General features: G+C 30.5%; 23 protein-coding genes. 4 read left to right on the forward strand and 19 right to left on the reverse strand.

Annotation, left to right across the window (positions count from 1 at the left end):
• Positions 1-10: 10 nt before the first annotated feature.
• On the reverse strand, positions 11-784 hold the full coding sequence (locus EBB51_RS07930; RefSeq protein ID WP_123053974.1) for a PhzF family phenazine biosynthesis protein: 774 nt from the start codon (positions 782-784) through the stop codon (positions 11-13).
• A gap of 121 nt (positions 785-905) precedes the next feature.
• Here EBB51_RS07930 and EBB51_RS07935 point away from each other — a divergent pair, with 121 nt between their 5' ends.
• From EBB51_RS07935 to EBB51_RS07950, 3 genes are all read left to right on the forward strand, one after another.
• Positions 906-2,207, forward strand: a complete 1,302-nt coding sequence (locus EBB51_RS07935) for an aminotransferase class V-fold PLP-dependent enzyme (RefSeq protein ID WP_123053975.1) — start codon at positions 906-908, stop codon at positions 2,205-2,207.
• 526 nt (positions 2,208-2,733) lie between these two features.
• On the forward strand, positions 2,734-3,918 hold the full coding sequence (locus EBB51_RS07945) for a class I SAM-dependent methyltransferase (protein ID WP_123053976.1): 1,185 nt from the start codon (positions 2,734-2,736) through the stop codon (positions 3,916-3,918).
• A 431-nt stretch (positions 3,919-4,349) separates the two neighbouring features.
• The gene (locus EBB51_RS07950; RefSeq protein ID WP_123053977.1) at positions 4,350-5,225 is read left to right on the forward strand and encodes a cation diffusion facilitator family transporter; all 876 of its coding nucleotides are present in this window, start codon (positions 4,350-4,352) and stop codon (positions 5,223-5,225) included.
• Between the two features lie 45 nt (positions 5,226-5,270).
• Here the strand turns inward: EBB51_RS07950 and mnmA are convergent, their stop codons facing one another.
• Together mnmA and nifS are read right to left on the reverse strand one after the other, a co-directional pair.
• On the reverse strand, positions 5,271-6,347 hold the full coding sequence (gene mnmA / locus EBB51_RS07955; protein WP_123053978.1) for a tRNA 2-thiouridine(34) synthase MnmA: 1,077 nt from the start codon (positions 6,345-6,347) through the stop codon (positions 5,271-5,273).
• Between the two features lie 30 nt (positions 6,348-6,377).
• Positions 6,378-7,526, reverse strand: a complete 1,149-nt coding sequence (nifS, locus tag EBB51_RS07960) for a cysteine desulfurase NifS (RefSeq protein ID WP_123053979.1) — start codon at positions 7,524-7,526, stop codon at positions 6,378-6,380.
• Between the two features lie 274 nt (positions 7,527-7,800).
• On the opposite strand from nifS, the gene EBB51_RS07965 reads away from it, so the two are divergent.
• Positions 7,801-8,199, forward strand: coding sequence for a hypothetical protein (locus tag EBB51_RS07965; RefSeq protein ID WP_243103813.1), 399 nt, complete (start codon positions 7,801-7,803; stop codon positions 8,197-8,199).
• Between the two features lie 89 nt (positions 8,200-8,288).
• Here EBB51_RS07965 and EBB51_RS07970 read toward each other — a convergent pair whose 3' ends face one another.
• From EBB51_RS07970 to EBB51_RS08045, 16 genes are all read right to left on the reverse strand, one after another.
• Positions 8,289-8,789 carry a hypothetical protein gene (locus tag EBB51_RS07970; protein ID WP_123053980.1) on the reverse strand — a complete coding sequence of 167 codons (501 nt, stop codon included), beginning with the start codon at positions 8,787-8,789 and terminating at the stop codon, positions 8,289-8,291.
• Positions 8,790-8,941: 152 nt separating this feature from the next.
• On the reverse strand, positions 8,942-10,231 hold the full coding sequence (locus tag EBB51_RS07975) for a glycoside hydrolase family 18 protein (protein WP_123053981.1): 1,290 nt from the start codon (positions 10,229-10,231) through the stop codon (positions 8,942-8,944).
• Positions 10,232-10,336: 105 nt separating this feature from the next.
• Positions 10,337-11,584 carry an HD domain-containing protein gene (locus tag EBB51_RS07980; protein ID WP_123053982.1) on the reverse strand — a complete coding sequence of 416 codons (1,248 nt, stop codon included), beginning with the start codon at positions 11,582-11,584 and terminating at the stop codon, positions 10,337-10,339.
• Positions 11,585-11,700: 116 nt separating this feature from the next.
• Positions 11,701-12,816 carry a cell division protein FtsZ gene (ftsZ, locus tag EBB51_RS07985; protein ID WP_123053983.1) on the reverse strand — a complete coding sequence of 372 codons (1,116 nt, stop codon included), beginning with the start codon at positions 12,814-12,816 and terminating at the stop codon, positions 11,701-11,703.
• Positions 12,817-12,832: 16 nt separating this feature from the next.
• Positions 12,833-14,104 carry a cell division protein FtsA gene (gene ftsA / locus EBB51_RS07990; RefSeq protein ID WP_123053984.1) on the reverse strand — a complete coding sequence of 424 codons (1,272 nt, stop codon included), beginning with the start codon at positions 14,102-14,104 and terminating at the stop codon, positions 12,833-12,835.
• A 174-nt stretch (positions 14,105-14,278) separates the two neighbouring features.
• Positions 14,279-15,553, reverse strand: a complete 1,275-nt coding sequence (locus tag EBB51_RS07995; RefSeq protein ID WP_123053985.1) for a glycosyltransferase family 2 protein — start codon at positions 15,551-15,553, stop codon at positions 14,279-14,281.
• Between the two features lie 218 nt (positions 15,554-15,771).
• A complete protein-coding gene (locus tag EBB51_RS08000) occupies positions 15,772-16,830 on the reverse strand; it encodes a type IV pilus twitching motility protein PilT (RefSeq protein ID WP_123053986.1) in 1,059 nt (352 codons plus the stop codon).
• A 205-nt stretch (positions 16,831-17,035) separates the two neighbouring features.
• Positions 17,036-17,737, reverse strand: a complete 702-nt coding sequence (gene sigK / locus EBB51_RS08005) for an RNA polymerase sporulation sigma factor SigK (RefSeq protein WP_123053987.1) — start codon at positions 17,735-17,737, stop codon at positions 17,036-17,038.
• 71 nt (positions 17,738-17,808) lie between these two features.
• Entirely contained in the window at positions 17,809-19,473 is a 1,665-nt protein-coding gene (locus EBB51_RS08010; RefSeq protein ID WP_123053988.1) for a penicillin-binding transpeptidase domain-containing protein, read from the reverse strand.
• Between the two features lie 57 nt (positions 19,474-19,530).
• A complete protein-coding gene (locus tag EBB51_RS08015) occupies positions 19,531-20,748 on the reverse strand; it encodes a U32 family peptidase (RefSeq protein WP_123053989.1) in 1,218 nt (405 codons plus the stop codon).
• A gap of 1 nt (position 20,749) precedes the next feature.
• A complete protein-coding gene (locus EBB51_RS08020) occupies positions 20,750-21,397 on the reverse strand; it encodes an O-methyltransferase (protein ID WP_123053990.1) in 648 nt (215 codons plus the stop codon).
• A gap of 122 nt (positions 21,398-21,519) precedes the next feature.
• Complete coding sequence (gene typA, locus EBB51_RS08025) at positions 21,520-23,343, reverse strand: translational GTPase TypA (protein WP_123053991.1); 1,824 nt, start codon at positions 23,341-23,343, stop codon at positions 21,520-21,522.
• A gap of 181 nt (positions 23,344-23,524) precedes the next feature.
• Entirely contained in the window at positions 23,525-23,872 is a 348-nt protein-coding gene (locus EBB51_RS08030; RefSeq protein WP_123053992.1) for a YlbF family regulator, read from the reverse strand.
• Positions 23,873-23,897: 25 nt separating this feature from the next.
• Positions 23,898-25,565: a ribonuclease J gene (locus EBB51_RS08035; protein ID WP_123053993.1), complete on the reverse strand. Its 1,668-nt coding sequence runs from the start codon at positions 25,563-25,565 to the stop codon at positions 23,898-23,900.
• A 187-nt stretch (positions 25,566-25,752) separates the two neighbouring features.
• Positions 25,753-26,217 carry a Fur family transcriptional regulator gene (locus tag EBB51_RS08040; protein WP_123053994.1) on the reverse strand — a complete coding sequence of 155 codons (465 nt, stop codon included), beginning with the start codon at positions 26,215-26,217 and terminating at the stop codon, positions 25,753-25,755.
• 57 nt (positions 26,218-26,274) lie between these two features.
• On the reverse strand, positions 26,275-26,535 hold the full coding sequence (locus EBB51_RS08045) for a DUF1292 domain-containing protein (protein ID WP_123053995.1): 261 nt from the start codon (positions 26,533-26,535) through the stop codon (positions 26,275-26,277).
• Positions 26,536-26,559 lie beyond the last annotated feature (24 nt).

Genomic DNA, 26,559 nt, shown 5'->3' on the forward strand with positions numbered 1-26,559 from the left:
AAAAGTTATATTAGAAATTGATGTCTGCAATAGAATACAGTGCTGCTTTTCCACTCATTTTAATGCGGTTGCCCTCAACTTTGCAATACAAGGTTCCACCTCTCCTCGAAGCTTGATATGCAATAATATTGTTCTTTTTTATCTTATTTGCCCAAAACGGAACTATATGGCAGTGACCTGAACCGCAAACCGGGTCCTCTGGCACATTAAGTTTAGGAGCGAATGAACGTGATACACAGTCAAAGTTTTTTCCTTTTGCTGTAACTTGCAAAAGCAAACCGTCTAGTTCCTTAACTTTTTCTATATTAGGATTCATGCTGCAAACATCTTCTTCATTTTCTAATACGCAAAGTAAATCTCTAGACATCCATGCCTCAACGGGACGTACACCAATTGCCTCAACCATGGCATCAGTTACTTCCACTTTTTTTAGTTCATATGCTGGAAAATCCATTTCTAAAAGTTCATCATTTTTATTGACTGTCAAAATACCACTTAAAGTTTCGAAACGAACCTCTTTCAAACTTGGTTCTACAAATGTCATTATTATATATGCCGCAGCCAAAGTCGCATGCCCACAGAGATCTATTTCACCTCCAGGAGTAAACCATCTAAGTTTATAATTTTCACCTTCCTTTACTGCAAAGGCAGTTTCAGATAAATTATTTTCCATGGTAATATTTAATATAGTTTCATCATCAAGCCATTTGTCCATCACACAAACTGCTGCTGGATTTCCACCAAATACTTTGTCAGTAAAAGCATCCACTACATATTGTCTCATAATTTAATTTTCCTCCCATATATAAAATTTTATATACACTAACTTGTTAATTTATTAATATTATAAAATTTATTACACTTATTTACAATACAACATATTATAATCGTAAGGAGTGATATGTATGTATTATAATGGATCAAAATGTAACTACAAAAATTTAGTAGCTGGTACAAATTCTCGCATTATTAATAAAAATGGAAAATTTGTAAAAGCCATAAATTTTGATAATGCAGCTACTACTCCTCCTTTTTATTCTGTACTGCAGCAGATAATGAGTTTTTCGGAATACTACTCTTCTATCCACAGGGGAGCTGGATTTAAATCCGAATTTTCCTCTAAAATTTACGAAGACTCTAGAAAAACAATATGTGATTTTGTCCACTGCAATTACGAAGAAAATACAGTTATATATGTTAAAAATACTACTGAAGCCATAAACAAATTATCTTATCTCTTATATAATAAAAATAAAAATTTAATAATACTCTCCACTAGAATGGAACATCACTCCAATGACTTGCCATGGAGAAATAAATTTAAAACTGACTATATAGAAGTAGATGAATTGGGTAAATTAAAACTTGAAGATTTAGAATATAAATTAAGAAAATATATAAATAACGATAAGTTAGTATGTATTACAGGAGCTTCAAATGTAACAGGATATAAGAATCCAATATATAAAATAGCTAAATTGTGTCACTCTTACAATGCTAAAATACTTGTAGACGGTGCTCAATTAGTACCTCATTGTCCTATATATATGAATTCTATATCTAGTGAAGATCATATTGACTACTTAGTATTTTCAGCCCACAAGATGTATGCTCCATTTGGTATTGGAGTCCTAATAGGACCTAAAGAGACATTTATTGCTGCAGATCCTGAATATAGAGGGGGTGGAACGATAAAGCTCGTAACCGATGATTCTGTAGTATGGGCAGACCCTCCAGATAAAAATGAAGCAGGTTCACCTAATGTAATGGGAGTAGTTGCCTTGCTTGCAGCTATACGAACACTTAACAATATTGGCATGGAAAATGTTGATAGATACGAGATGAGTATATACAGATATGCTTTAAAAAGATTGAAGTCTATACCAAATATTACAATAGGATGTGATACTAACGCAAATTGCAGCAAAGTTGCAATAATCCCATTTAATATAGATGGAATTTTTCATGAAACTACTGCCAAATTATTGTCCTCTATATCACAAATTTCTGTGAGAAGCGGATGTTTTTGTGCTCAGCCATATGTACAAAGACTCCTTAAAATATCTAATTCAAAAATAAATTACTATAAAAATCATCCAGATTGTAAACGTCCGGGATTTGTAAGATTAAGTTTTGCTCTCTATAACACTTATTCTGAAATAGATATACTCGCTGATACACTTAAATATATAATTAAAACTAGATAATTATATAATTTCTAATCTACAGTTCAATTTACACCATTGGGATATACTGCTAAAGTTGAAATCATATTTTAAAACTTTTTATAAGTCTAAATTAATGATATTTTACGGTATATTCCAAGCTTACCTTTCAATATAATTAAGGCTTGCCTTCATAATTTTCTTAATACAATTTGATTATAATTTTTCTCCACTTATTAATATTTGTTTCAATTTTGTCAATTTAGTTTTATCCGATGACTACTCGCTCTAATACTCCCACTTATCCAAGTGAGAGTATTAGAAGCAGCTGGCGTCCCTGGATAACGATTTCTAAGCATCAGGTGGAGTTTAAAACTCCATCTGATGCCAAGAACTCTGTTTATAATTGTGCTTTTTTATTTTAATATATTGTGTACTCAAACTAAAAAGTGTTACAATATATAATATGTTATGTTAAATAATTACTCATTTAACATATTTAAATTAATTTACCTCTATAATAAATATCATACATTTAATACAAATTTGTTTAAAGGAGATGACATAAATGGATAAACTATTTCTTGAAGAATTATTAAAAAACATTTCTGCAGAATCTTTTGTAGCTAATTTTTGGGATGGTACATCTAAAAAATTCGGAGATGGTGAATCTAAATTTAAAGTAACATTTAATAAACCAATAAGTAAAAAGGCTATTATGGAAGATCCAAGTTTAGCTTTTGGAGAAGCTTATATGAATGGTGACATTGATTTTGAAGGAAGTATACAGGAAATTATAGAATCTATATATAGAAATAAAGAAAGCTTTCTTCACAATCACAAATTAATTGACAAACTTTTTAAATCAAAAGGTACATCAATAAAAGAACAAAAACAGGATATATCCCATCATTATGATATTGGTAATGATTTTTATAGTTTATGGCTTGATAAAAATTTAAATTATTCTTGTGCATACTTTAAAAATGAAGATGATAGCTTAGATCAAGCTCAAATAAATAAGGTAGATTATATACTAAAAAAGTTAAATTTAAAGCCAGGTCAAAGTCTCTTAGATATAGGCTGCGGTTGGGGTTATTTAATACTAAAGGCTGCAAAATTGTATAATGTTCATACTGTTGGAATAACTTTAAGTAAAGAACAATATACAAAAGTTAAAGAAAGAATAAAAGAAAATCAACTGGAGAACTTAGTTGAAGTTGAATTTTTAGATTATAGAGAATTACCTAAATTAAATAGAAAGTTTGATAGAGTAGTAAGTATTGGTATGATCGAGCATGTAGGGTCAGCTAATATCCCACTATATATGCAAACTGTAGAAAAAGTATTAAAAGATCACGGTGTTTTCTTACTACACTGTATTACAGGTCTTTTAGAAACTGAATGTAATAAATGGATTAGAAGGTACATCTTCCCCGGCGGATATATTCCATCTGTGAGGGAACTAATATCTTCCTTTCCAGACTTAGACTTTCACCTTGTAGATGCCGAAAGTCTTAGACTTCATTACTGTAAAACTCTCGAAAATTGGGCTTTTAATTTTGAAGCTCATCTCGATGAAGTACGACAAAAATTTGATGAAAGATTTATTAGAATGTGGAGACTTTACTTAAATTCTTGTGCAGCATCTTTTCATTACGGCACAATTGACATACATCAATTTATAATAACTAAAGACTTAAATAACGAATTACCAATGACAAGGGATTATTTATACACCCATGATTCATAATTCAAAAATATTAATACCAATAATAATTGATACCTGGATTGATTATAACCCCAAATGTTTTAAAAACATTTGGGGTTAACTTATATAAATTTAAAGATTCTTTCGCGTTAGCAAAAAATCAACCTTCAATGTCCTCTATCTTCTGTCAATTGTCCTTTATTGTCCTCTAAAAAATGCTTTGCTTTTTTTTATATTACGAATTGCAATTTTATAAGCTATTAGGCTGTTCCTGTAAGTAATTGTTATTCATTCTCAATTGATAACGATGTTCTGTTGATATATCATTGATAGCCTATTGATTTATCGTAGATTAAAGTTTATAATTGTTGTAACACATTTTATCAATTGAACATATAATATCTAGTAAGCTCTATACTATTGCTTAATTTTAAAATGAATTTTTACGTGTAATATACGGGAGGAACATAAAAATGAACAAAAATAATGCAGCTGCTTTATCTATATTCTCTAATTCGCTGCTTATAATATTTAAATTTACAGCCGGGATTATAATAGGATCTGTTAGTGTTATTTCCGAAGCAATCCATTCTTCTATAGATTTATTAGCAAGCTTTATAGCTTATTTTTCTATAAAGAAGGCATCCAAGTCAGAAGATTATGAACATCCTTTTGGACATGGCAAGTATGAAAACCTATCTGGCTTTATAGAAGCAATTTTAATATTTATAGCAGCTGCTTTAATAATTTTTGAAGCAGTAAAAAAAATTATATACGGGTCAAATATAGAATCTGTTGGTCCTGGGTTATTAGTTATGGGAGTATCAGCTTTAATTAATCTCTTTATTTCAAGGACACTCATGAAAATTGCTAAAAAGACGGAATCTATAGCACTTGAAGCAGATGGTACACATTTATTTACAGATGTAATAACAGCTTTTGGTGTATTTTTAGGTCTGTTACTTGTAAAAATAACTGGAATAAAGATCATAGATCCTATAACTGCTGTTATAGTAGGATTTCTAATAATAAAAACTTCAGTAGACCTAACTAGAAAGTCAATAAAAGATTTGGTTGACAGCAAACTGTCCGATAAAGATATAAATAAGCTTTTAAATGTAATAAATTCACACAAAGAAATAAAAGGCTATCACAATCTAAGAACAAGACAATGTGGAGATGAAAAGCAAATTGATATCCATTTAAATGTAGCTAGAACGTCATCTTTAATACAAGCCCATGATATCTGCACTACTGTTGAAAAAGAAATATACAACATTTTTCCTAAATCGTATGTTGTTATACATGCTGAACCAGAACAGCAAAAAAACAAACTTCCAGGAGAATAATCTCCTGGAAATCTATTTTTTCTGATCATTTTATACTATTAAAATTTATAAAATTTCATCTATAATTCCGCCGCCAACAAGTAAGTCTTTAGAATAAAATACTACTGACTGTCCTTTTGTTATGGCTCTTTGTTTTTCTTCAAATTTTACTTTTACTCTTCCATCTTCTAATTGAGTTATCCAAGCTCTTGAAGGTTTTGATGAATATCTAACCTTGGATTCTACTTCCATAGTACCTTGAAGACTTTCAAATGGTATGAAATTTATATCTTTTGCAATTAATTCTGTTTTAAATATATCTCCTTCATCTCCAAGAACAACTTCATTTGTAAGCGGATTTATGTCTATAACATACATTGGTTTACCAAATGAAGTTCCAAGTCCTTTTCTTTGACCTATTGTATAATATACTATTCCCTTATGTCTTCCAAGTACATTTCCTTTTTTGTCTACAAAATTTCCATTTCTTACTTTATCCGGTACTTGTTTTTTTATATATCTACCATGATTATTATCAGGTATAAAACATATTTCTTCACTATCTTTTTTATTATGAACAAGTAATCCTATGTTCTTTGCAATTTCCCTTATATGTTCCTTTTTGTATATTCCACATGGCATTAATGTATGAGCCAATTGAAATTGACTTAAATTATATAATACATATGTTTGATCCTTTTTGTCATCTTCTGATTTTCTTATTATATACCTTCCATTTTGCTTTTCTATAACAGCATAATGACCTGTAGCTACATATCTTGCTCCTAAATCCATGGCTTTCTTTAAGAGTGCATCAAACTTTATATACTTATTACAAGCTATGCATGGATTTGGAGTCCTTCCATTCATATACTCATCTATGAAATAATCTATAACATCTTTTTTAAATATTTCTTTAAAGTTAACAACATAAAATGGAATATCAAGTTTATAGGCAACTCTTCTCGCATCTTCTACAGAACTTAATGAACAGCAGCCTCCTTCATTTGCCTCATATTCTTCGTCTTCCTGCCATACCTGCATAGTTATTCCTATAACATCATATCCCTGCTGTTTTAGCAAATATGCCGTTACAGAACTATCTACTCCTCCACTCATTCCAACAACAACTTTTTTATTCATAATTACCACCTATCACCGTAAATTAATATATTATTTATTATCTTTTAATTTTTCTATACATTCCTTAACAACTTCTACAACATAGTTTATTTCTTCTTCAGCAGTTCCTGAACCTATAGTAAACCTTATAGAACTTCGAGCTAACTTTGGTGTCAATCCTATTGCAATTAGTACATGTGATGGCTCTAATGCTCCTGCTGAACATGCACTCCCAGCAGATACACATATTCCCCTTGCATCTAACATCATAAGTAATGTTTCTGCATCTACACCTTTAAAACTTACATTTATATTTCCCGGCAGTCTATCTTCACCTAAGGCACCATTTATACTTGTTCCCTGTATTTTAAGTAACTTTTGGATGAACATATCTCTAAGTTTTGTAAGCCTATCCTTTTGAACTTCTAAGTTTTGAACTGCAATATCAAGTGCTTTTCCTATTCCAACAATACCTGGTGTATTGTATGTTCCTGCTCTCCTGCCCCTCTCTTGTGATCCACCATGAATTAAATTATCTATTCTTATTCCCTTTCTTATGTAAAGAGCTCCAACACCCTTTGGACCATAAAATTTATGAGATGACATCGAAAGCAAATCTATATTCATATCTTTAACATCAATTTGTATGTTTCCAACTGCTTGAACTGCATCTGTGTGAAATATAATTTTTCTTTGTCTGCAAAAGTCGCCAATTTGTTTAATTGGCTGTATGGTTCCTATTTCATTGTTTGCAAACATTACTGATACAATTATGGTATCATTTCTTACTGCTTTCCTCAAATCTTTAAGTTCAATTTTTCCATACTTATTTACTGGAAGATAAGTAACATCGAATCCTAACTTTTCTAGATACTTACACGTATTTATTACTGCATGATGTTCTATGGAAGTAGTTATAATATGTTTTCCCTTGACTTTATGTGCAGAAGCTATTCCTTTAAGTGCCCAGTTATCGGATTCTGATCCTCCCGAAGTAAAGTATATTTCATCTACATTGGAATTTATGGCACTAGCTATCCTCTGTCTTGAAGCATCTATAGCCATTTTAGTTTTTCTAGATATATGATAAACAGATGAAGCATTTCCAAAGTACTCATCTATATACAATTTCATCTCTTCAATAACTTCAGGTTTTATATAAGTAGTTGCTGCATAATCCATATAAATTTCTTTACTCATTATGTGCCTGCTGTCAAAAATACATTGATGATTCACAAAATCTTTATCAGCAGACTTTTCACACCACCTTCATTTTTTGATAATTAAAAGCTGCATCATAAAAATATTTCTAAAACTGCATATATTTTAGTATATCATAAAAATCATTAAAATAATGATATGTTATATTTTTTCATTATAATATTATAGTATATTTTTAAAACCATGCAAAATAAGTAACAAAAATTTTTTAAAAACATAACTTATTATTGTAGAAGATTTTTTAGGAGGAAATATGTATTATAGTGATTTCGATTATATGAGATCTGATGATCACACAAATTCTCAAGACGAAAATTTTGAAATAACATGTCCTTTTTCTTTATGTCCTTTTGCATATCAAGCTAGAGGTTTTGTAGATATGCCTAGAGTTAATCCACCTGGACCACCTCCAGCATTTACCCCAACTAAGAAAAGTGCTGGCCCAAGCCTAAAAGCAGTTGATCCTGGTGCTATAAGACCTTGCAGGAACAGATTTGTTTATATTTGGCAAACTGACGGAAGATCTTACTGGGCTTATATAACTTTCGTAGGTCCTAGATCAATAGCTGGTTTTAGATGGATACCGCGTACACGTAGATGGACATATTTCGGGCTCGACCTAAGAAGAATAGAGTCTTTTTTCTGTGCATAATCAATCTATAACAATTATAACTTGTTGAGTAATATGCTGCTCAACAAGTTATATTTTAATAAACATTGATTTTTTAGTGTATTCCAATTTTATTTATTTGTAATTAACTTCATAAAATAATTAAATAAACTTTCTGGTTTTTCTTCTCCATAAATATAATAGGATAAAACATCGTCAAACCATATTACTGCTATACTCAAGAAGTACCAGTAAATACAATTTTTTAAACATATTTGTCCAAAAAAGTTGTATTTTTTTTGAGAATAATTCCATATATTTAAGTGTAAATACATATTTAAAAATGCACCTGCAATCAATTCTACACCTGTAATTAAAGATCCTCCTATAACAACTTGCTGCCACATCTTAAGTTTATAATATACTTCTCTATCATTTAAAGAGCCTATAATTACTGCACATAATCCACCTATAGGAAACATCCACAGCGAAGTCCAACCACATAAACTCCATTTTGATATACCACTAACTCCTGATAATGAGCAGCATAAAGCTCTTACTGCCACTTCTACATTTAAATAGATACTTCCAAATATAAAAAAATGAATTATTTTGTTCTTTTTATGTTTCAAGTAAAACACCTCTCAAAATCTAGTATTACCAATTTTGATAGATGTATTAGCTTGAACATTATTCTACTTAAATCTTAATAAAACAATTTATCATATATAAAAAATAACTCTAAAATAGTATCATACTACCTTAGAGCTTAATCCTTCTATATTTAAGATCTAATTTTTCTTATCCAAAACATATCATTTAATACTTGCCAATTTTGTGGAAACGGCTGTGCAAGTACCCAATAGCTTACCCCTCTTAATCCGTATTCATTTACCAACAGATACTTTGCTCTAACACTGCGTGCATCTTCAAACCATACCTCATGCTCTCTTCTAGAACTACTAAAATAATTATAGTGTGGGGATTGAGATTTTTGATCATACTTTATAACTGCTCCATACCGTCCGGCTCTATTTATTGCCTCTTGATTTCCTATACTTTCTGCAAATTCACCTCCAGGTGTATATGGTAGTGTCCAATCATATCCATACAATGGAACTCCCATCATAATCTTCTTAGGTGGTATTACAGAAACAGCATAATTTATTACTTTCCTCACTTCATTAATTGGAGCAACCGCCATAGGTGGACCTCCTGACCAACCCCACTCATAAGTCATTATTATGACAAAATCAACTATTTCACCATGTGCTTTATAATCATGTGCACCATGCCATGCTCCTTCCAAAGCATCATATGTTTTAGGAGCTAATGCTGTTGCCACAATATATCCTAATGGATGAAGACTTGCAACTAATTTTCTCAAGAAATTATTGTACTTTTGCCTATCTGATGGAGGTATTCTCTCAAAATCCACTATTACTCCATGATATGATTTTCTTTTCAACATATCAATTATGTTGTTTATTAAATTTTGTTGTAAACTTTGACTATTAAGTATTGTACTTATAAGCTGGGTATCAAAATTACTTCCGGATATATTTGTGACAGACAGCATAGGAGAAACTCTATTTTTTTGTGCCTCTTCAATTATGGTTGAATCATTTAAAGGAGTTAATCCTCCAGTTGAAGTAACATGATGGCTAAATGGAGTTAAATAAGTTAAATATTTTATCGGATCACTTAACACCTCTCTTTCCCTGCTGGGTGTTGAAGGCTGTATAAAAGCATTAACTTCAATAGTACCATAATTTTTAGCCTGCTCTGGAATTCTTAAAACCTGACCCGGGAAAATTCTGAAAGGACTTGTTAAGTTATTTAATTCAATTATACTCTCTATTGAGACCCCAAATTTCCTTGAAATAGACCATAAGCTGTCACTAGGTTTAACCACATAAGCTCTCTCTTGAGTTGGTACAATTAAACTTTGTCCAACAACCAAGGTATATGAACTATCAATTTGATTTGCATTTAGTATACTTTGAGGTGTTACTCCATAGTTTCTAGCTATGGACCATACAGAATCCCCTGGTTTAACTACATATATTCTCAATAAAAATTACCTTCCTTAAAATCTACTATCAATAAAATTATATTCATTACATATAATTTTATGTACTACTTTTATTATTTAACATACTAATAAAGTTGTTTCAACTTATTCAAATTTAATCAATTCCTCAAACATCTTAATTGCAAAATTATCCGTCATTCCGGTTATATAATCTATAACTGCCATTAAGTAATCATTTTTATTCGATAATCTATATATAATATTATTCTTATACTTATCCGATCTTTTTAAGCTGCCATTATCAAATGAATATTTAACTAGCCAGTCTCTAAAGGAATTAATCAGGCAGGGATATTCATTTAAATTCAGCTCAAGCTTATTAAATATCTCATATAAATTATTAGAATAAAATCCAGACAAAAAATCGTATATAGATTCAATAATAAGTTTTGCATAATTCTTAAAATACTTCAATCTTTTATGATTATAAATGTATTTATAATTAAATTCTTTTATTGAATTTATGAGTTCTAGGTATTTACTTGAAAAACAAATTCCTCCTTGCGGACTACTTGATTTGCATAAATCAATTGTAAAATTGTTAATTAACACTGTATTATTAATACTTTCAATACTTTCATTTTTTGAAACGATACATACTTTTCTTACAATTTCTAAGAGTTCATCTATTTGTTTTTGTGATAATATGTTTAATGTTAAAGCATCTTCTATATCCCGCCCGAGATAAGATATCTTATCTGATATCTTAACAACACATCCTTCCCAAGTATACGGCTCATATTCATTTGGTCTTTCAATACCTTCTAAATTTAAATATTCATTTCTCGGAAAAATAGCATTTTCATTGACTTCTCCACAATGACTTACAATCCCGTCTCTAACTGCATACGTTAAGTTTAAGTTCTTTTCTTTGCCATTTGGATCAGATAGTATTTCTATTTCATCTACAAATTTTAAACTATTTTTTTCATGCCAAAAATTTTTATTTAAGTCTCTTTTCATAATTTTCTTTATTACCTGCTCACCTTCATGTCCAAAAGGTGTGTGTCCAAGGTCATGTCCTATAGCAATAGCATTTGTAAGTTCCGTATTGAGTCCCAAAAATTTAGATATAGTATAACTAACAGCTGCAACATGATTTACATGTTCTATTCTAGTGCATATATGATCATGTCCGGCAGCAAAAAAAACTTGAGTCTTATGTTTTAACCTTCTATATGCTGTACAGTGCAAGATTCTATTATAGTCTCTTAAAAATTCACTTCTTATATCATCTTTTCTGATGTACAAATCACCATACCTCTTTATAAGATTACTCCATTTTTCATTATCTTTATATGCTCTTACTTCTTTAAATTTACCTGCTTGCATTTTATACCTTCTTTTTTAGCTATAACAGCCCTTTATATGTTTGCTTCAACTTTATAAATATAAACCTAGTAATTTAAAAAAAGCACCATATACGATGCTTTTTTATTTTAATTAATTTATCTTTTCTGTCTTCTTAAGAATGCTGGTACTTCCAAATTATTTTCATCCAACCTCTTATAATCTATTGGAGCATCAGATTCATCTTTATTTGCTGCAAAACTTGGCTGCTGTTTTTTATCTAAACCTTTTTTACTAAAATCCATCTTGCTTGCAGACTCATCACATTCAAAGCCCGTAGCAATTACAGTTATTCTTATTTCATCTTTTATGTTTTCGTCAATTACAGCTCCAAATATGATATTAGCATCTGGGTCAGCTGCATCTTGAACTATTTCTGCTGCCTCATTTATCTCAAGCAATCCTAGATCAGGTCCTCCAGTAACATTTAACAATACACCAGTAGCTCCAACTATTGATGTTTCAAGTAAAGGACTTGATATAGCTTGTTTAGCTGCATCCTGTGCCCTGCTATCTCCATTTCCTTTTCCAACTCCCATATGTGCAAGTCCTCTATCTATCATAATAGTTCTTACATCTGCAAAGTCTAAATTAACAAGTCCAGGTATTGTTATCAAATCAGATATTCCTTGTACGCCTTGCCTTAATACATCATCTGCAAACTTAAATGATTCCATTAAAGTTGTCTTTTTATCTACAATACTAAGTAATCTTTCATTTGGTATTGTAACTAGAGTATCTACTCTTTCTTTTAAAGTTTTTATACCCATTTCTGCATGAAGCATTCTCTTTCTACCTTCAAATGGGAAAGGTTTTGTTACAACACCTACAGTAAGTATTCCAGCAGATTTTGCTATTTCAGCAATTATGGGTGCAGCACCAGTCCCTGTTCCGCCTCCCATTCCCGCTGTAATAAATACCATATCTGCACCCTTTATAGCCTGTGCTATTTCATCTTTACTTTCTTCTGCAGCTTTTTGTCCAATTTCAGGATTAGCTCCTGCTCCTAATCCTTTAGTCAGTTTGTCTCCTATTTGAATTTTCTGTGATGCTTTTGAAAGCATTAATGCTTGCTTATCTGTATTTATAGCTATAAACTCAACATTTTTAAGTCCTTCTTTAATCATTCTATTTACAGCATTGTTTCCTCCGCCACCACATCCTATTACTTTTATTTGAGCGAATTGTTGAACATCAACATCAAAATCTAGCACAATATTAACCTCCTTATTAGAAAAAATCTGTGAAAAATTCTTTTATTTTTAATAAAAATCCGGTGTTATTTTCACCTTTCTTTAAATTCTTATCCTTTTCGTGGATCCACTCATCAGACTTTTTTTCTGTACTCTTTTCATTGCTAAATACATTTTTTTTATTTTTTACTACATCTGCAACATCTTTAACTATTCCAACAACAGATGCATACAATGGACTAGAAGCTCCTATATAATTAGGAATTCCTATTCTAACAGGCTTTTGCAATATTTCCTTACTAAACTCTTCAATATCCTTTGTTAAAGCCAAACCTCCTCCTACAATAACTATACCTGATAGCTTCTCGTAATGTCCACTAGCACTCATTTTTTCACCTATCATACAAAGTATTTCTTCTATTCTAGCCTCTATTATCTGTTTTAACATGGAAAAATCAACTTTTACCTTTGTATTATAGTCAGATATTACTTCTAGATTTAAATTACCGTTTTCACGACTTTTACCAACATTACCATACTTTATCTTAAGCTTTTCAGCTTCCGAAAACGGCAACTTGAGGCATATTGCAATATCATTAGTAATTATATTACCTCCTATAGGTATATTATCAATGTGAACTAATTTACCTCCATAATAAATATATATATTTGTACAATCAGCTCCTACATCTACAACTGCAACTCCTCTTTCAATTTCTTCTTTTTTTAATATAACTTCAGATATAGCTATAGGTTGAAATACTATACCTAATACTTTTATTTCTGATTTATTGATACTTTTAAAAAAGTTATTTACAACAGCAGTTTGAGCCAATATAAGTTGAGCATCTACTTCAAGTCTTAATCCACTCATACCTATCGGGTCTTTTATCTTATCATATCCATCTATAATATATTGCTGTGGTATTACTCCTATTATTTCTTTATCGGATGAAATTGTAGTTACTTTTGATGCTTTTAATACTCTTTTAACATCATTTTCTTTTATTTCCTTATCCTCAGATGATATAGCAACAATACCTTTATTTGATATTAATTCGCTTATTACACCAGGTAATGATATGTAAACTCCTGTAATTTTAGCATCTATCATTCTCTCTAACGAAGTTATACATTTCGTTATAGCTTCTGAAGTACTATCTATGTCAACAACAATTCCCTTCTGTACTCCACTACAGATTGATGATGTAATTCCCATTATCTGCACTACTCCATGCTTGTCTACTTTTCCAGCTGCAGCACATACCTTTGAGGATCCAATATCCATTCCGATTATATATCCACTCATTAAGCACCTTCCCCCTCCGAATGCAAATCATCAACTTATATATTCAACAAAAAAACTATTTTCCCTTTTATATTTTATCACATTTTAATAAAATCTCAAATATGATTAAAGTAGGCAATTCTGTTATACTTTAATACAAAAACAAGGAAAGACTGGTAAGTCCTTCCTTGTGCACTAATTTACTTTTTCCAAATCACTTATATCAATACTTCTAGTGTGAACTGTATGATTCCACTCTTTCTTATTTTTATCTAAAATCCCTTGTACTGATATTGGGAACCATGTTATGGTATATATTGGATATATTATGTAGCACAAAAATACTTTCATACTGAACTTTTTTTCTAAAATTAATATAAATGGAGTATATATATACTGTACCGTAGAATATACAATTACAATTATAGTAATTGAATTAAAATTAATAGAATAAATAAAACTATTAAAATTAGTTACTATATCAAATACCTTAATACAATATTGAATTATACCAATAATTGCTGAAGTTCCTATCAAAATAGTAACTATCGGCTGAATACTATATAGTGCACAATCAAATGAAGTAAAATTTAATTTTACTATAGATCTCTTTAAAAGTTTGAAGAAATATCTACTTGCCACATCTGCAAAACCCTGCATCCACCTTTTTCTCTGTTTCCATGACTGTACAAGTGTAAGCGGCTTCTCATCATATATTATTGCATCATGTGCCCAACCTACTTTGTATCCATTTAAAACAAGTTTACATGTAAATTCTAGATCTTCCGTTAAGCAATTAGCTCCCCATCCAAGCTTTTTTAATACATCGGCATCTATACAGAAACCTGTTCCTCCCAGCTGACTTGATAATCCAACATTGCTTCTTGCAAGTTGAAACATTCTATTACAAGACCAAAAAGCTATCGAATAACTTCCAGTAATCCAAGTATCATTAGGATTTTTACTATCAAGATATCCTTGTACAACTTTATATCCTTCACACAGCTTCTTATTCATTTCTTTAAGGAAATTTTTATGGACCAAATTATCTGCATCAAATATTGCAACTGCATCATATTTTTTATGTAATTTAAATATTCTTTCAAACATCCATTCAAGAGCATAACCTTTACCTATCTTTTCTTTATTATTTCTTTCGTATACAATAGCTCCTTCTTCTTTTGCTTTAATAAATGTCCTATCGCTGCAATTGTCAGCAATAACAAAAATATCATATAATTTCTTAGGATAATCAAGGTTTTTCAAACTTCCTATAATATCACGTATAACAGTTTCTTCATTATGTGCTGCTACAATTAATGCAAATCTTTTTCTAGGTTCTACTTCTCTTTTGTCCTTTCTTCTCCATATTCCAAATAACGATATAAATAAATAGTATATAGTTATGATGCCAACTACATACATTAGAATACGAGACGCATCATGAATTATTTCTTTAAAAATACTCACTACTGAATCCCTCCTAATTCAAAACTATTTTAGCATAAAAAGAGCTTAATTACTATAGGTTTCACATAATTGCAAGAAATATTCCATAGTTTATAAATTAATAAAAACAAAGTTTTCCTAACATTTTATATTAAATTATATGCTATTAATTTTTACAATATATTCAAATATAATTCCATAAACTTCAAAAGGGACAATCTATTCCTGTCCCTTTTTTATTATAACGATATTATTTTTGCTAACATTTCTCTATCAACAGCATAGTTTAATGCAGAATCATAAGATATCATACCTTTTTTATAGAGATTAGACAGGGCCATATCCATAGTTAACATCCCATACTTGGATCCTGTTTGCATTGAAGACTCTATTTGATAAGTCTTTCCTTCTCGTATCATATTTTTAATAGCAGTAGTAGCTACCATTATTTCTAATGCTGCAATTCTTCCACTGCCATCTGCTTTAGGTATAAGCTGCTGAGAAATTATCCCTTTCATAACTCCCGCTAACTGGATTCTGACTTGCTGCTGCTGATGCGGGGGAAATACATCAATAATCCTATCAATAGTTTTAGCTGCTCCTATAGTATGCAGTGTTGAAAAAACTAAATGTCCTGTTTCAGCAGCAGTTAGTGCTATTGATATAGTTTCCAAGTCTCTCATTTCTCCTATTAAAATTACATCAGGGTCTTCCCTTAATACAGCTCTTAATGCATTAGCATAGCTCCTTGTATCCCTTCCAATTTCTCTTTGATTAATTATTGATTTATTGTGTTTATGTAAATATTCAATAGGATCTTCTAACGTTATAATGTGTGCTGCTCTTGTTATATTAATTTCATTTATCATTGCAGCTAATGTAGTACTCTTACCAGAACCTGTTGGTCCTGTAACCAAAATCAATCCTCTTTTACTGAGCGTCAAATCTTTTATAACAGTTGAAACTTTTAATTCATTTAAGCTTGGTACTTTTAATCCAACTGCACGTATTGCTATTGCAGCACTTCCTCTTTGTTTAAATAAATTTACTCTAAACCTTCCAACTCCTGATACAGAAAATGACGTATCTATTTCTCCTATTTTCATGTAATCACCATAGAGGTCATTATCTAATATTTCTTTAGCATAAGCTTCTGTATCATCGGGATTAAGCTTTTCATTAGATATGTATAATAATTGACCATCTACTCTTATAACAGGTGGGACACCTACAGTTAAGTGTAAATCAGAAGCATTTTGATTAATTGTAATATTTAATAATTCTCTTAATGATATCAACTTTAGTTCTCCTTTCAATGACATCTGCCCTATGTTTCTTAAACTACACATAAAGATAATATTCTACAGTATTTTCATAATTCCTTTTTTAGTATAAAACTTTTTTTACTAACTGTATTAAAATATTATATATACAAATTAATATAGTAAAAGCTGAGAATTAATAATTAATTTTTAGTTTAAATTATTAATTTTCAGCTCTTTATCATTCTCTACCATAATTCAACTCTTTATACAACTTTTCTAATGCCCTTTTTTCTATTCTGGACACATAAGATCTAGATATTCCAAGAATTTTTGCTATCTCCCTCTGTGTTCTTGGCTTACCTTCTGATAAGCCATATCTCATTTGTACAACATTTTTTTCTCTTTCTGAAAGGCATGTATTGATTTTTGAATACAACTTTTTCACCTGTATCTTACTTTCAACTATTTCAATTATTGAATCTTCATCACTACTCAGTATATCCATAAGTGATATTTCATTACCTTCTTTGTCCACACCTATCGGATCTTGTAGGTATACTTCGTTTTTCGTTTTTTTATTGTTTCTTATAAGCATAAGTATTTCATTTTCTATGCACTTAGCTGCATAAGTCGCAAGCCGTGTTCCCTTTGAAACATCAAATGAATCTATAGCTTTAATAAGTCCAACAGTTCCTATAGATATCAAATCATCTACATCCTTAGCTGGATAAGAGTACTTTTTTACAATGTGCGCTACCAGTCTTAGGTTTCTCTCAACTAATACACTCTTAGCTAAGATATCTCCTTCTTTAAGTTTTTTTAGATAATACTTCTCCTCTTTATCACTCAAAGGTTGAGGAAACGAACTGTTATTCGTAACATATGCAGTAAAAAAAAACATATTACCAATCATGCCTAATAAGGAATTTGCTAGAAACAAAAGATAGTCCTCCCACTAGTGCTTATTAATATATTATGATTATATTTTTAAAAAAGTGCATACTATTTTATTTAATTATTTTTTAATTCCTGTACTATACTTTTAAAAATCGGTACAGCTGTGGTTCCTCCACTATCATTATCCTTATCAATATCTTCTACAAATACTACCATAGAATAGTCTTTTCCATTTAAATTAAAAAAACCTATAAACCAACCATCCGAATGTTCTTGTATAGTCTTACTATCCTTTACAGTTTCCATCCTCTGTGTACTTCCAGTTTTACCTCCAATTTCACAATTCGGCATATAAGCCTCTCTAGCCGTTCCATTTTCAACTACATTAATCATTTGACTTTTCATTGTTTGAGCCGTGGATTTATCTATGGCTTGATGCATAATAGTTTTATTTGCATCTTCAATTTCATTGTTGTTGTCATCCACATAACTATCAATTATTGTAGGTTTTACATATACACCCTTGTTTACAACCGTATTAGCTATGCTTATAGCCTCTACTGGTGTTATTCTTATATTTTGACCTATGGACATAAGACCTAAAGTTCCATCGCTAACTTTTGGATTTTTAACTTCACAATTTCCAGATTGCTCACAATCCAACCCCAATACTTTTTGAAATAATCCTTGAGAATTTGCATTGTCATAAAAGTTATTGAATCCAACTTTTGCACCTATTTGAGCAAATATATCGTTGCAAGATACTGCTAAAGCTTCCTCTGGGGTTAGGCTTCCATGCCCTTTGTCATCTTCTAATTCATAAAATCCCCTGCAGCTAAATTTCTCATTCGTCTGTATACTATTCCTGTCCAATCCTGCTTCTTCCACTATTACTTTGAAAATTGAACCTGGAAAAAATCCATGATTAGTAGATGCTCCAAGATTTATATTGGGCTTGCTGTCATCTTTCTGTACCATTGCCTTTATTTTCCCAGTATTTGCTTCCATTAAAACTGCACCAATTTGACTATATTTTTTGTTATCGCTGCTATTTAAAACATCTTTTATTTTATCTTCCATATTCTTATCAACTGTCAATCGTAAATTTATATTATTTTTAGGTAATTCAGTTTTTTGCCCAATTATTTTACCATTTACATCTCTGTCAATTATAAGCTGAGGTTTTTTATTATTTTTAGTCTTCTCAAAAATTTGCCCTTCTAAAGATTCAGGAGACTTTAATGTAGTACCATCAGTTTTTTTATTATTCATTAAAAGATTTTCAAGTTTCCATGTATCCCCTTTGTCTGAATCCGAATAAGCATATGTATAAAAACCTTTTACATCCTTTATATTCTTTAATTTATTATAAGTACTTTCATCTATAGGGTAATAGATCTTTTTGCTGCTATTTGAAACTTCTTCTTTTGATAAGTCATATTCACTATTATAATTTCTAAGTATGTACATAAGAGTTAATATTTCATTTTCATTTGTATCTATATTATCTTTACTAAATATATCTGGAGAAATAACAGCATAATATTTTTTAGTATAATTTATTAATTGTTTTCCATTACAATCAAACAGAGAAAAATTTGTATCTGTTAAATCTTCTTTATATGAATACTGTGACTCAGCCATAACTGATAACTTATTTGATCCAAAACATTGTATTCTTACTATATTTAAATACAATCCGGTAATTAATAAAATAAACATTATAAATATAGTACGTGTTCTCTTTTTTATTGTAACTTTGCTTATCTTAATTATCAAAAAAAACACCTCACCCTAGACTAAAATTTTGCCCAAAATAAGGTATTTTATTCAAGTTTAATTTTTACTTTTTATGATCAAGTCATCTTTTTTTAATCTAACTTCTGAATTTATTGTGTAAATCATTTGAGCATTTGGCGTTGATTCTATCTTCTCACCAAGTTCACTTTTTATATTTTTTATATAAATTTCGAAGTTATCTCCTTCAGGTCTCAAAATTTCGACCTTATCTCCTTCGAACACTTTGTTTCTCTGTTCTATAGTTGCAATATGTAAATTTTCATCATAACTTCTAACTATACCAACAATATCATAGTCTCTTATATATGATGATGTTTCATATACTTGATTTGGTTCTCCAAAGTAAAAGCCTGTATGATACGCCCTATGGCTAACTTTCATGAGATTATCGAGCCATTTTTGTTGAAATTCATATCCATCAGGATTTTCAAAATACGCATCTATTGCTTGCCTGTAAGATTTAACTACAGCAGCGACATAATATGAGCTTTTCATTCTTCCTTCTATTTTTAAAGAATTTACTCCAGACCTTACTAATTCAGGTATGTGCTTAATCATGCATAAATCCTTTGAATTCATTATGTAAGTACCTTTTTCATCCTCAAATATTGGAAAATATTCTCCCTTTCTCTTCTCTTCCACAAGATGGTATTTATATCTACAAGGTTGTGCACATTGTCCTCTATTTGAATCTCTACCAGTCATATAATTTGAAAGAAGGCATCTGCCTGAATAAGATATACACATTGAACCATGGACAAATACTTCTAATTCACAATCCTTAGAAACATTTTTCCTTATCTCCTGAATCTCTTTCATAGAAAGTTCTCTAGCCAAAACTATTCTTTTAGCACCTTGTTCATACCAAAATTGTGCCGATTTCCAATTAACAGTATTTGCTTGAGTACTCAAATGTATAGTTAAATCTGGAACTACTTGCTTGGCTGTAACCAATATACCAGGATCTGAAACTAATATGGCATCTACATTTAAGTCATATAAATTTTTTAAGTATTTTTCTAATCCATCAAAATCTTCATTTCGTGGAAATACATTTACAGTTACAAATACTTTTTTAGATCTATCATGAGCATATTTTACACCTTCATACAATTGTTCATCTGTAAAATTATCTGCAAAAGCTCTTAAATTGAGCCTATTTCCTCCAAGATAGACAGCATCTGCACCAAAATTTATAGCAGTTTTAAGTTTTTCTAAGTTTCCAGCTGGTGCTAGCAATTCAGGTTTATTCAAGTTAATTCCTCCTTGTGGTTACTGCAATACCATCTCCCATAGGTATAACAGATGTTATAAATTTTTTATTGTCTGATACAAGTTTTAAATAATTTCTCATTCTCTTGACAATAGTTATCTTTCTTCTAGCCACTAATTCATCACAGGCTACCATTCCCCTAAATAGAGCATTATCTGCTATTATTATTCCATCTTGTTTTAATAATCTCATACATTCCGGAAGAAAATGGTTATAGTGACCTTTTCCTGCATCTATAAATATTAAATCATACTCATCATTTAAATTCTTAAGCACTTCTATACAATCACCTTCAATAACCTTTATGTTATCTTCAAATCCATATTTTCTTATATTATCATTTGCTATTTTTATCATATGTGGATTTCTTTCAATTGTATGGATTGTACTTTTATTTTTAGAACTCATACTCATAAGTATAGAAGAGTAACCTATAGCTGTTCCAAGCTCAAGTATTTTAGAAGGGTTCTTGATATGTATCATAAGTTCTAAAAACTTACCTACTTCTTTATGGATTATTGGTACAGAATTATCACAGGCATACCTTTCTAATTCTTTTAATACACCACTGTTATCTTCTATAAGTGACTGTATGTATTTTTCCATGTAATCATAAGTAATACCGCTCACTCACTCTTACCTCCACATTTTCATTATATAATAGTAAGTGGTTAGTCAAGATATAGCACATCTATATTCTCAGCCATCCACTTATCAATTATACTACCTAGTTTTGTAAATTAATAATACTATTATTTTCTTCTTGCTGCTTTCTTTCTAAGATCAGTATTTAAAATTTTCTTTCTCATTGTTACTCTCTTAGGTGTAATTTCAACTAATTCATCCTCTGCTATAAATTCAAGTGATTGCTCTAGGCTCATATGTTTTGGTGGAACAAGCTTTAAAGATTCATCTGCTCCAGATGATCTTGTATTGGTTAAATGTTTTTTCTTACATACATTAACTTCTATGTCTTCAGATCTTGAACATTCTCCTGCTATCATTCCTTCATAAACTTCTATGCCTGGATCTATAAATAAATTTCCTCTTTCTTGTGCATTAAATAATCCATAGGTAATAGATACTCCATCATCAAATACTACAAGTGAACCTCTTGTTCTTTCTTGAATTTCTCCCTTGTATTCATCATAACCAGATAATACGTGATTCATTATTCCATTACCTTTGGTATCAGTCATGAATTCATTTCTAAATCCAATTAAGCCTCTTGCAGGTATCTTAAATTCTAATCTAGTGTAACCATTTATAGCTGAAGTCATATTTACCATTTCAGCCTTTCTTGGTCCAAGCTTTTCCATAACTACTCCCATAAATTCTTCAGGTACATCTATTGTTAAATATTCAATTGGTTCAAGTTTTTTCCCATTTTCTTCTTTATATATTACTGCAGGTTTTGAAACCTGAAATTCATATCCTTCTCTTCTCATAGTTTCTATTAATATAGAAAGATGAAGTTCTCCTCTTCCACTAACTTTAAAACAGTCAGGCGAATCTGTTTCTTCAACCCTAAGGGATACATTTGTTTCAAGTTCTTTCATAAGTCTATCCCTTAAATGTCTTGATGTAACGAATTCTCCATCACGTCCAGCAAAAGGAGAATTATTGACCATAAAGTTCATACTAAGTGTAGGTTCATCTATGTCTACAAAAGGAAGAGCTTCTGGATTACTAGTGTCTGCTATAGTTTCTCCTATATTTATATCAGGTATACCTGAAACTGCTACTATATCTCCTAATTTAGCTTCAGTAACTTCTTGTTTCTTTAATCCATCATACACATATAAATTTGACACTTTAACATTATCTATCTTGCCATCTTTTCTTATTAGTGCAACCTGTTCATTTCTATCTATAGAACCTCTTTCAATCTTACCTATACCTATTTTTCCAACATATTCGTTATAATCTATAGTTGTAATTAATAATTGAAGCGGCATGTCCAGATAGCCTTCTGGTGCTGGAACATTCTTCACTATTGCATCAAATAAAGGTTCCATAGTAGTAGAATCATCTTCCATCTCTTTTTTTGCAAATCCAGCTTTAGCTGAACAATAAACCAATGGAAAATCTAATTGCTCATCATTTGCTCCTAATTCTATGAACAAATCAAATACTTCATCTAAAACCTCAGCTGGTCTTGCATCAGGTCTATCTATTTTATTTATAACTACTATTGGATTTAAGTTAAGTTCTAAAGCTTTCTTTAAAACAAACTTAGTTTGAGGCATTGGTCCTTCGTATGCATCTACAACTAAAAGCACACTATCAACCATTTTAAGTACACGTTCAACTTCTCCACCAAAATCAGCATGTCCTGGAGTATCTACTATATTTATCTTCACTCCATTGTGAACAACTGCTGTATTTTTAGATAAGATTGTTATTCCTCTTTCTTTTTCAAGATCATTTGAATCCATAACTCTATCTTGAACTCTTTCATTTTCTCTAAAAACATTACTTTGTCTTAAAAGTGCATCGACCAAAGTAGTTTTACCATGATCAACGTGTGCAATAATTGCAACATTTCTTATATCATTTCTTGTAAATAATTTCATTATCGTTCCTCCACTTTTCTATTAGTAAAATTCAAATATCATAATATTATTTGAAATACATTCATAATAAATTACAATTATGTTTATTTAAAACATCCAAAAAAATTGGATACTTTCAAGTATCCAATCTTTACTCATTACCCTATCTATTTTAGTATCATAGTTTTAAAAAGTCAACTTATTATTTTTCTTCAAAAGAAAAATCTATTCCTATTGCGTCATTTAAGATTTTTAATAAGTCATTCCATATAACACTAAATTTTTGTTCTGCTTGAAGATATTCATTTACAGAAGGATTCGTTGATATTATTGAACCCATATTCTGAATTTTTTCTTTGGTTTCATCAGATACTTTACCATCTTCCATTTGTTCAGAATAAGCTTTTAATTGTAATTTTCTAAAATCACTTAGCATATCCTTATCTTTTTGATTGACTTTAATTTTTTCAGATGCTTCCCTCAATTTAACAACTTCATTACAGTTTTTAAGTTCTTCTGCAAATTCATTTGCTTTGTCATATATATTCATATAAACCCTCCTAGAAAGCCCAGCCTTATATTTCCATAATTATAGGTAATATCATAGGTTTTCTCTTCGTCTTTTCATATAAGAACAACCTTAAAGCTTCTTTTATACTTGATTTTATACTTGCCCATTCAGTTATGTGTTTTTCTTCACATTTTTTAAGAGCACCGCGTACTATTTCTCTAGCTTCCTCCATTAAATCTTCGGATTCTCTAACATATACAAAGCCCCTAGATATAATATCAGGACCAGCTATAACATTTCCAGTTTGTTTTTCAATTGTAACAACTACCGTTAAAATTCCATCTTGTGAAAGATGTTTTCTATCTCTTAAAACAATATTTCCAACATCGCCTACACCTAAACCATCTACAAATATCTGTCCAGCCGTGACAGTACCATTTTTTCGTATGCTGTCACGTGATACTTCTATTACATCGCCATTGTCTGCAATTACTATATTATTTTTATTCATTCCAAGCTTAGCAGCCAATTCTGCATGTTGTTTTAGATGTCTGTACTCCCCATGTACAGGGATAAAAAATTTAGGTTTTACGAGAGTATGCATAAGTTTTAATTCTTCTTGACATGCATGACCAGAAACATGTACATCAGCTAATGCTTCATATATTACTTCAGCACCTTTTTTAAATAATTGATTGATAACCCTTGAAACCAGTTTTTCATTTCCTGGTATTGGGGTTGCAGATATTATTACCATATCACCTGGAATTATATTTACCTTTTTGTGTTCAGAAGCTGCCATTCTTGAAAGAGCAGACATAGGTTCCCCTTGACTTCCTGTAGTAATAATAACTATTTTATTTTCTGGGTATTTGTTTATACTATCGATACTAATGAATACTTCTTTATCTGCCTTTATGTAACCTAAATCCATTGCTACTTCCATTACATTTTCCATGCTTCTTCCTGATATAGCTACTTTTCTGTCATACTTTATAGCAGCAGTAATTACTTGTTGTATCCTATGTATGTGAGAAGCAAATGTAGCAACTATTATTCTTCCCTTGGCAGTTGAAAAAATCTTTTGAAAAGTTTCACCTACTGTACTCTCGGACATTGTATATCCTGGTCTTTCGACATTAGTACTGTCAGCTAACATAACTAAAACACCTTTTTTACCTAATTCAGCAAATCTAGCTAAATCAGCAACACATCCATCAATAGGTGCATAGTCTATTTTAAAATCTCCTGTATGGAGAATTACCCCTAATGGAGTATGAACTGCAATAGCAACTGCATCTGCAATACTGTGACTTGTTCTTATAAATTCCACAGACGAATTTTCTAATTTAACTATATCTTTTGGTTTAACACATCTCAAGTCTACAGAATCCAGCATATTGTGTTCTTTTAATTTTGTTTCAACCAGTCCCAATGTTAATTTAGTACCATATACAGGAACATTTACTTCCCTCAATACATAAGGTAATGCACCTATATGATCCTCATGACCATGTGTTAAGAATATTCCCTTTACCCTATCTAAATTTTTTTGTAAATAACTTGTATCTGGTATTACTACATCTATACCTAACATTTCTTCATCTGGAAACTTCAAGCCACAATCTATTACTATTATATCATTTTTGTATTCTATGACTGTCAAGTTTTTACCAATTTCACCTAATCCGCCTAATGGAATAATCTTTATTTTTTCCCTTTCCTTGCGCAAAAAAATCTTTCCTCCTTTTTTATTATTTATTTATGGTCGATTGTAGAATTCTAACCCGTTGAATTTCAAGGCTTTCGTTTACCAATACGGAAACTTCTCCCTTCAATTTTTAAGCTAATTGTATCAATTTTTATAAAAACCTTTGTAAGCCTTGAAATACTGCATTACTATTTCGCAATCGTCTATATCATTTATTTATAATATTTTTTTTACATTCACTGCATATTCCATAAAATTTCAAGCTGTGGTTTGTAATCTTAAAATCATATTTAGATTCAATTTCATTTTCTAATCCTTCTAATAAATCTGCTTGAACCTCAAATACTTTTCCGCAATTTGTACACACAAGATGATGATGCTGATGATTTTCTTCCTGATGTACTAATTCATATCTTCCACAGCCGTCATCTAAATCTAATTTACAAACAATTTCCAATTCTTCTAGCAGCTGAATTGTCCTATATACCGTGGCAAGACCTATCTCCGGACAATCTTTTTTAACTAAATCATATAATTCCTCAGTAGTAAGATGACTGCCTTCATTTCTTATTATTATGTCAACTATAGCTCTTCTTTGCGGCGTAAGTTTATAGCCTTTTTCCTTGAAATTATTTTTAAGTTTTTCTATTTCCCCAGGTGAAAGCTTTGACATTATACTCCTGCTCCGTTTCCATAATATTTTAATTTCTGCCTTATATTAAATTGCACTCTAATCATCCCCAAATAGTGTTTCATATGCTTCTTGTACCATACTAAATTCATCATCATCATCTATTGTCACTAATACATCATTTCCTTCGCTGTCCTTATCTATTCTAAGTACTACGGCTTCTTCATCATCATTCTTCTTATCTTTGGGTACAACAATAACATACTCATTATTTTCAATATCTAATTTAGTCACTACTTCAAATTCAACTTCATTTCCATCTTCATCATTTACTGTTATTGTCATTGTATCATCTTCCATATTTTCACCCCTTTATAACAACAT

The sequence above is a fragment of the Clostridium sp. JN-1 genome, assembly GCF_003718715.1.
Lineage (GTDB): Bacteria > Bacillota > Clostridia > Clostridiales > Clostridiaceae > Clostridium_AV.

What these genes read in the sequence shown, in the direction of transcription:
- EBB51_RS07930 (WP_123053974.1), bottom strand. Translation starts at nt 784, where the DNA reads ATGAGACAATATGTAGTGGATGCTTTTACTGACAAAGTATTTGGTGGA.
- EBB51_RS07935 (WP_123053975.1), top strand. Translation starts at nt 906, where the DNA reads ATGTATTATAATGGATCAAAATGTAACTACAAAAATTTAGTAGCTGGT.
- EBB51_RS07945 (WP_123053976.1), top strand. Translation starts at nt 2,734, where the DNA reads ATGGATAAACTATTTCTTGAAGAATTATTAAAAAACATTTCTGCAGAA.
- EBB51_RS07950 (WP_123053977.1), top strand. Translation starts at nt 4,350, where the DNA reads ATGAACAAAAATAATGCAGCTGCTTTATCTATATTCTCTAATTCGCTG.
- mnmA (WP_123053978.1), bottom strand. Translation starts at nt 6,347, where the DNA reads ATGAATAAAAAAGTTGTTGTTGGAATGAGTGGAGGAGTAGATAGTTCT.
- nifS (WP_123053979.1), bottom strand. Translation starts at nt 7,526, where the DNA reads ATGAGTAAAGAAATTTATATGGATTATGCAGCAACTACTTATATAAAA.
- EBB51_RS07965 (WP_243103813.1), top strand. Translation starts at nt 7,801, where the DNA reads ATGTATTATAGTGATTTCGATTATATGAGATCTGATGATCACACAAAT.
- EBB51_RS07980 (WP_123053982.1), bottom strand. Translation starts at nt 11,584, where the DNA reads ATGCAAGCAGGTAAATTTAAAGAAGTAAGAGCATATAAAGATAATGAA.
- ftsA (WP_123053984.1), bottom strand. Translation starts at nt 14,104, where the DNA reads ATGAGTGGATATATAATCGGAATGGATATTGGATCCTCAAAGGTATGT.
- typA (WP_123053991.1), bottom strand. Translation starts at nt 23,343, where the DNA reads ATGAAATTATTTACAAGAAATGATATAAGAAATGTTGCAATTATTGCA.
- EBB51_RS08030 (WP_123053992.1), bottom strand. Translation starts at nt 23,872, where the DNA reads ATGAATATATATGACAAAGCAAATGAATTTGCAGAAGAACTTAAAAAC.
- EBB51_RS08040 (WP_123053994.1), bottom strand. Translation starts at nt 26,217, where the DNA reads ATGTCAAAGCTTTCACCTGGGGAAATAGAAAAACTTAAAAATAATTTC.
- EBB51_RS08045 (WP_123053995.1), bottom strand. Translation starts at nt 26,535, where the DNA reads ATGGAAGATGATACAATGACAATAACAGTAAATGATGAAGATGGAAAT.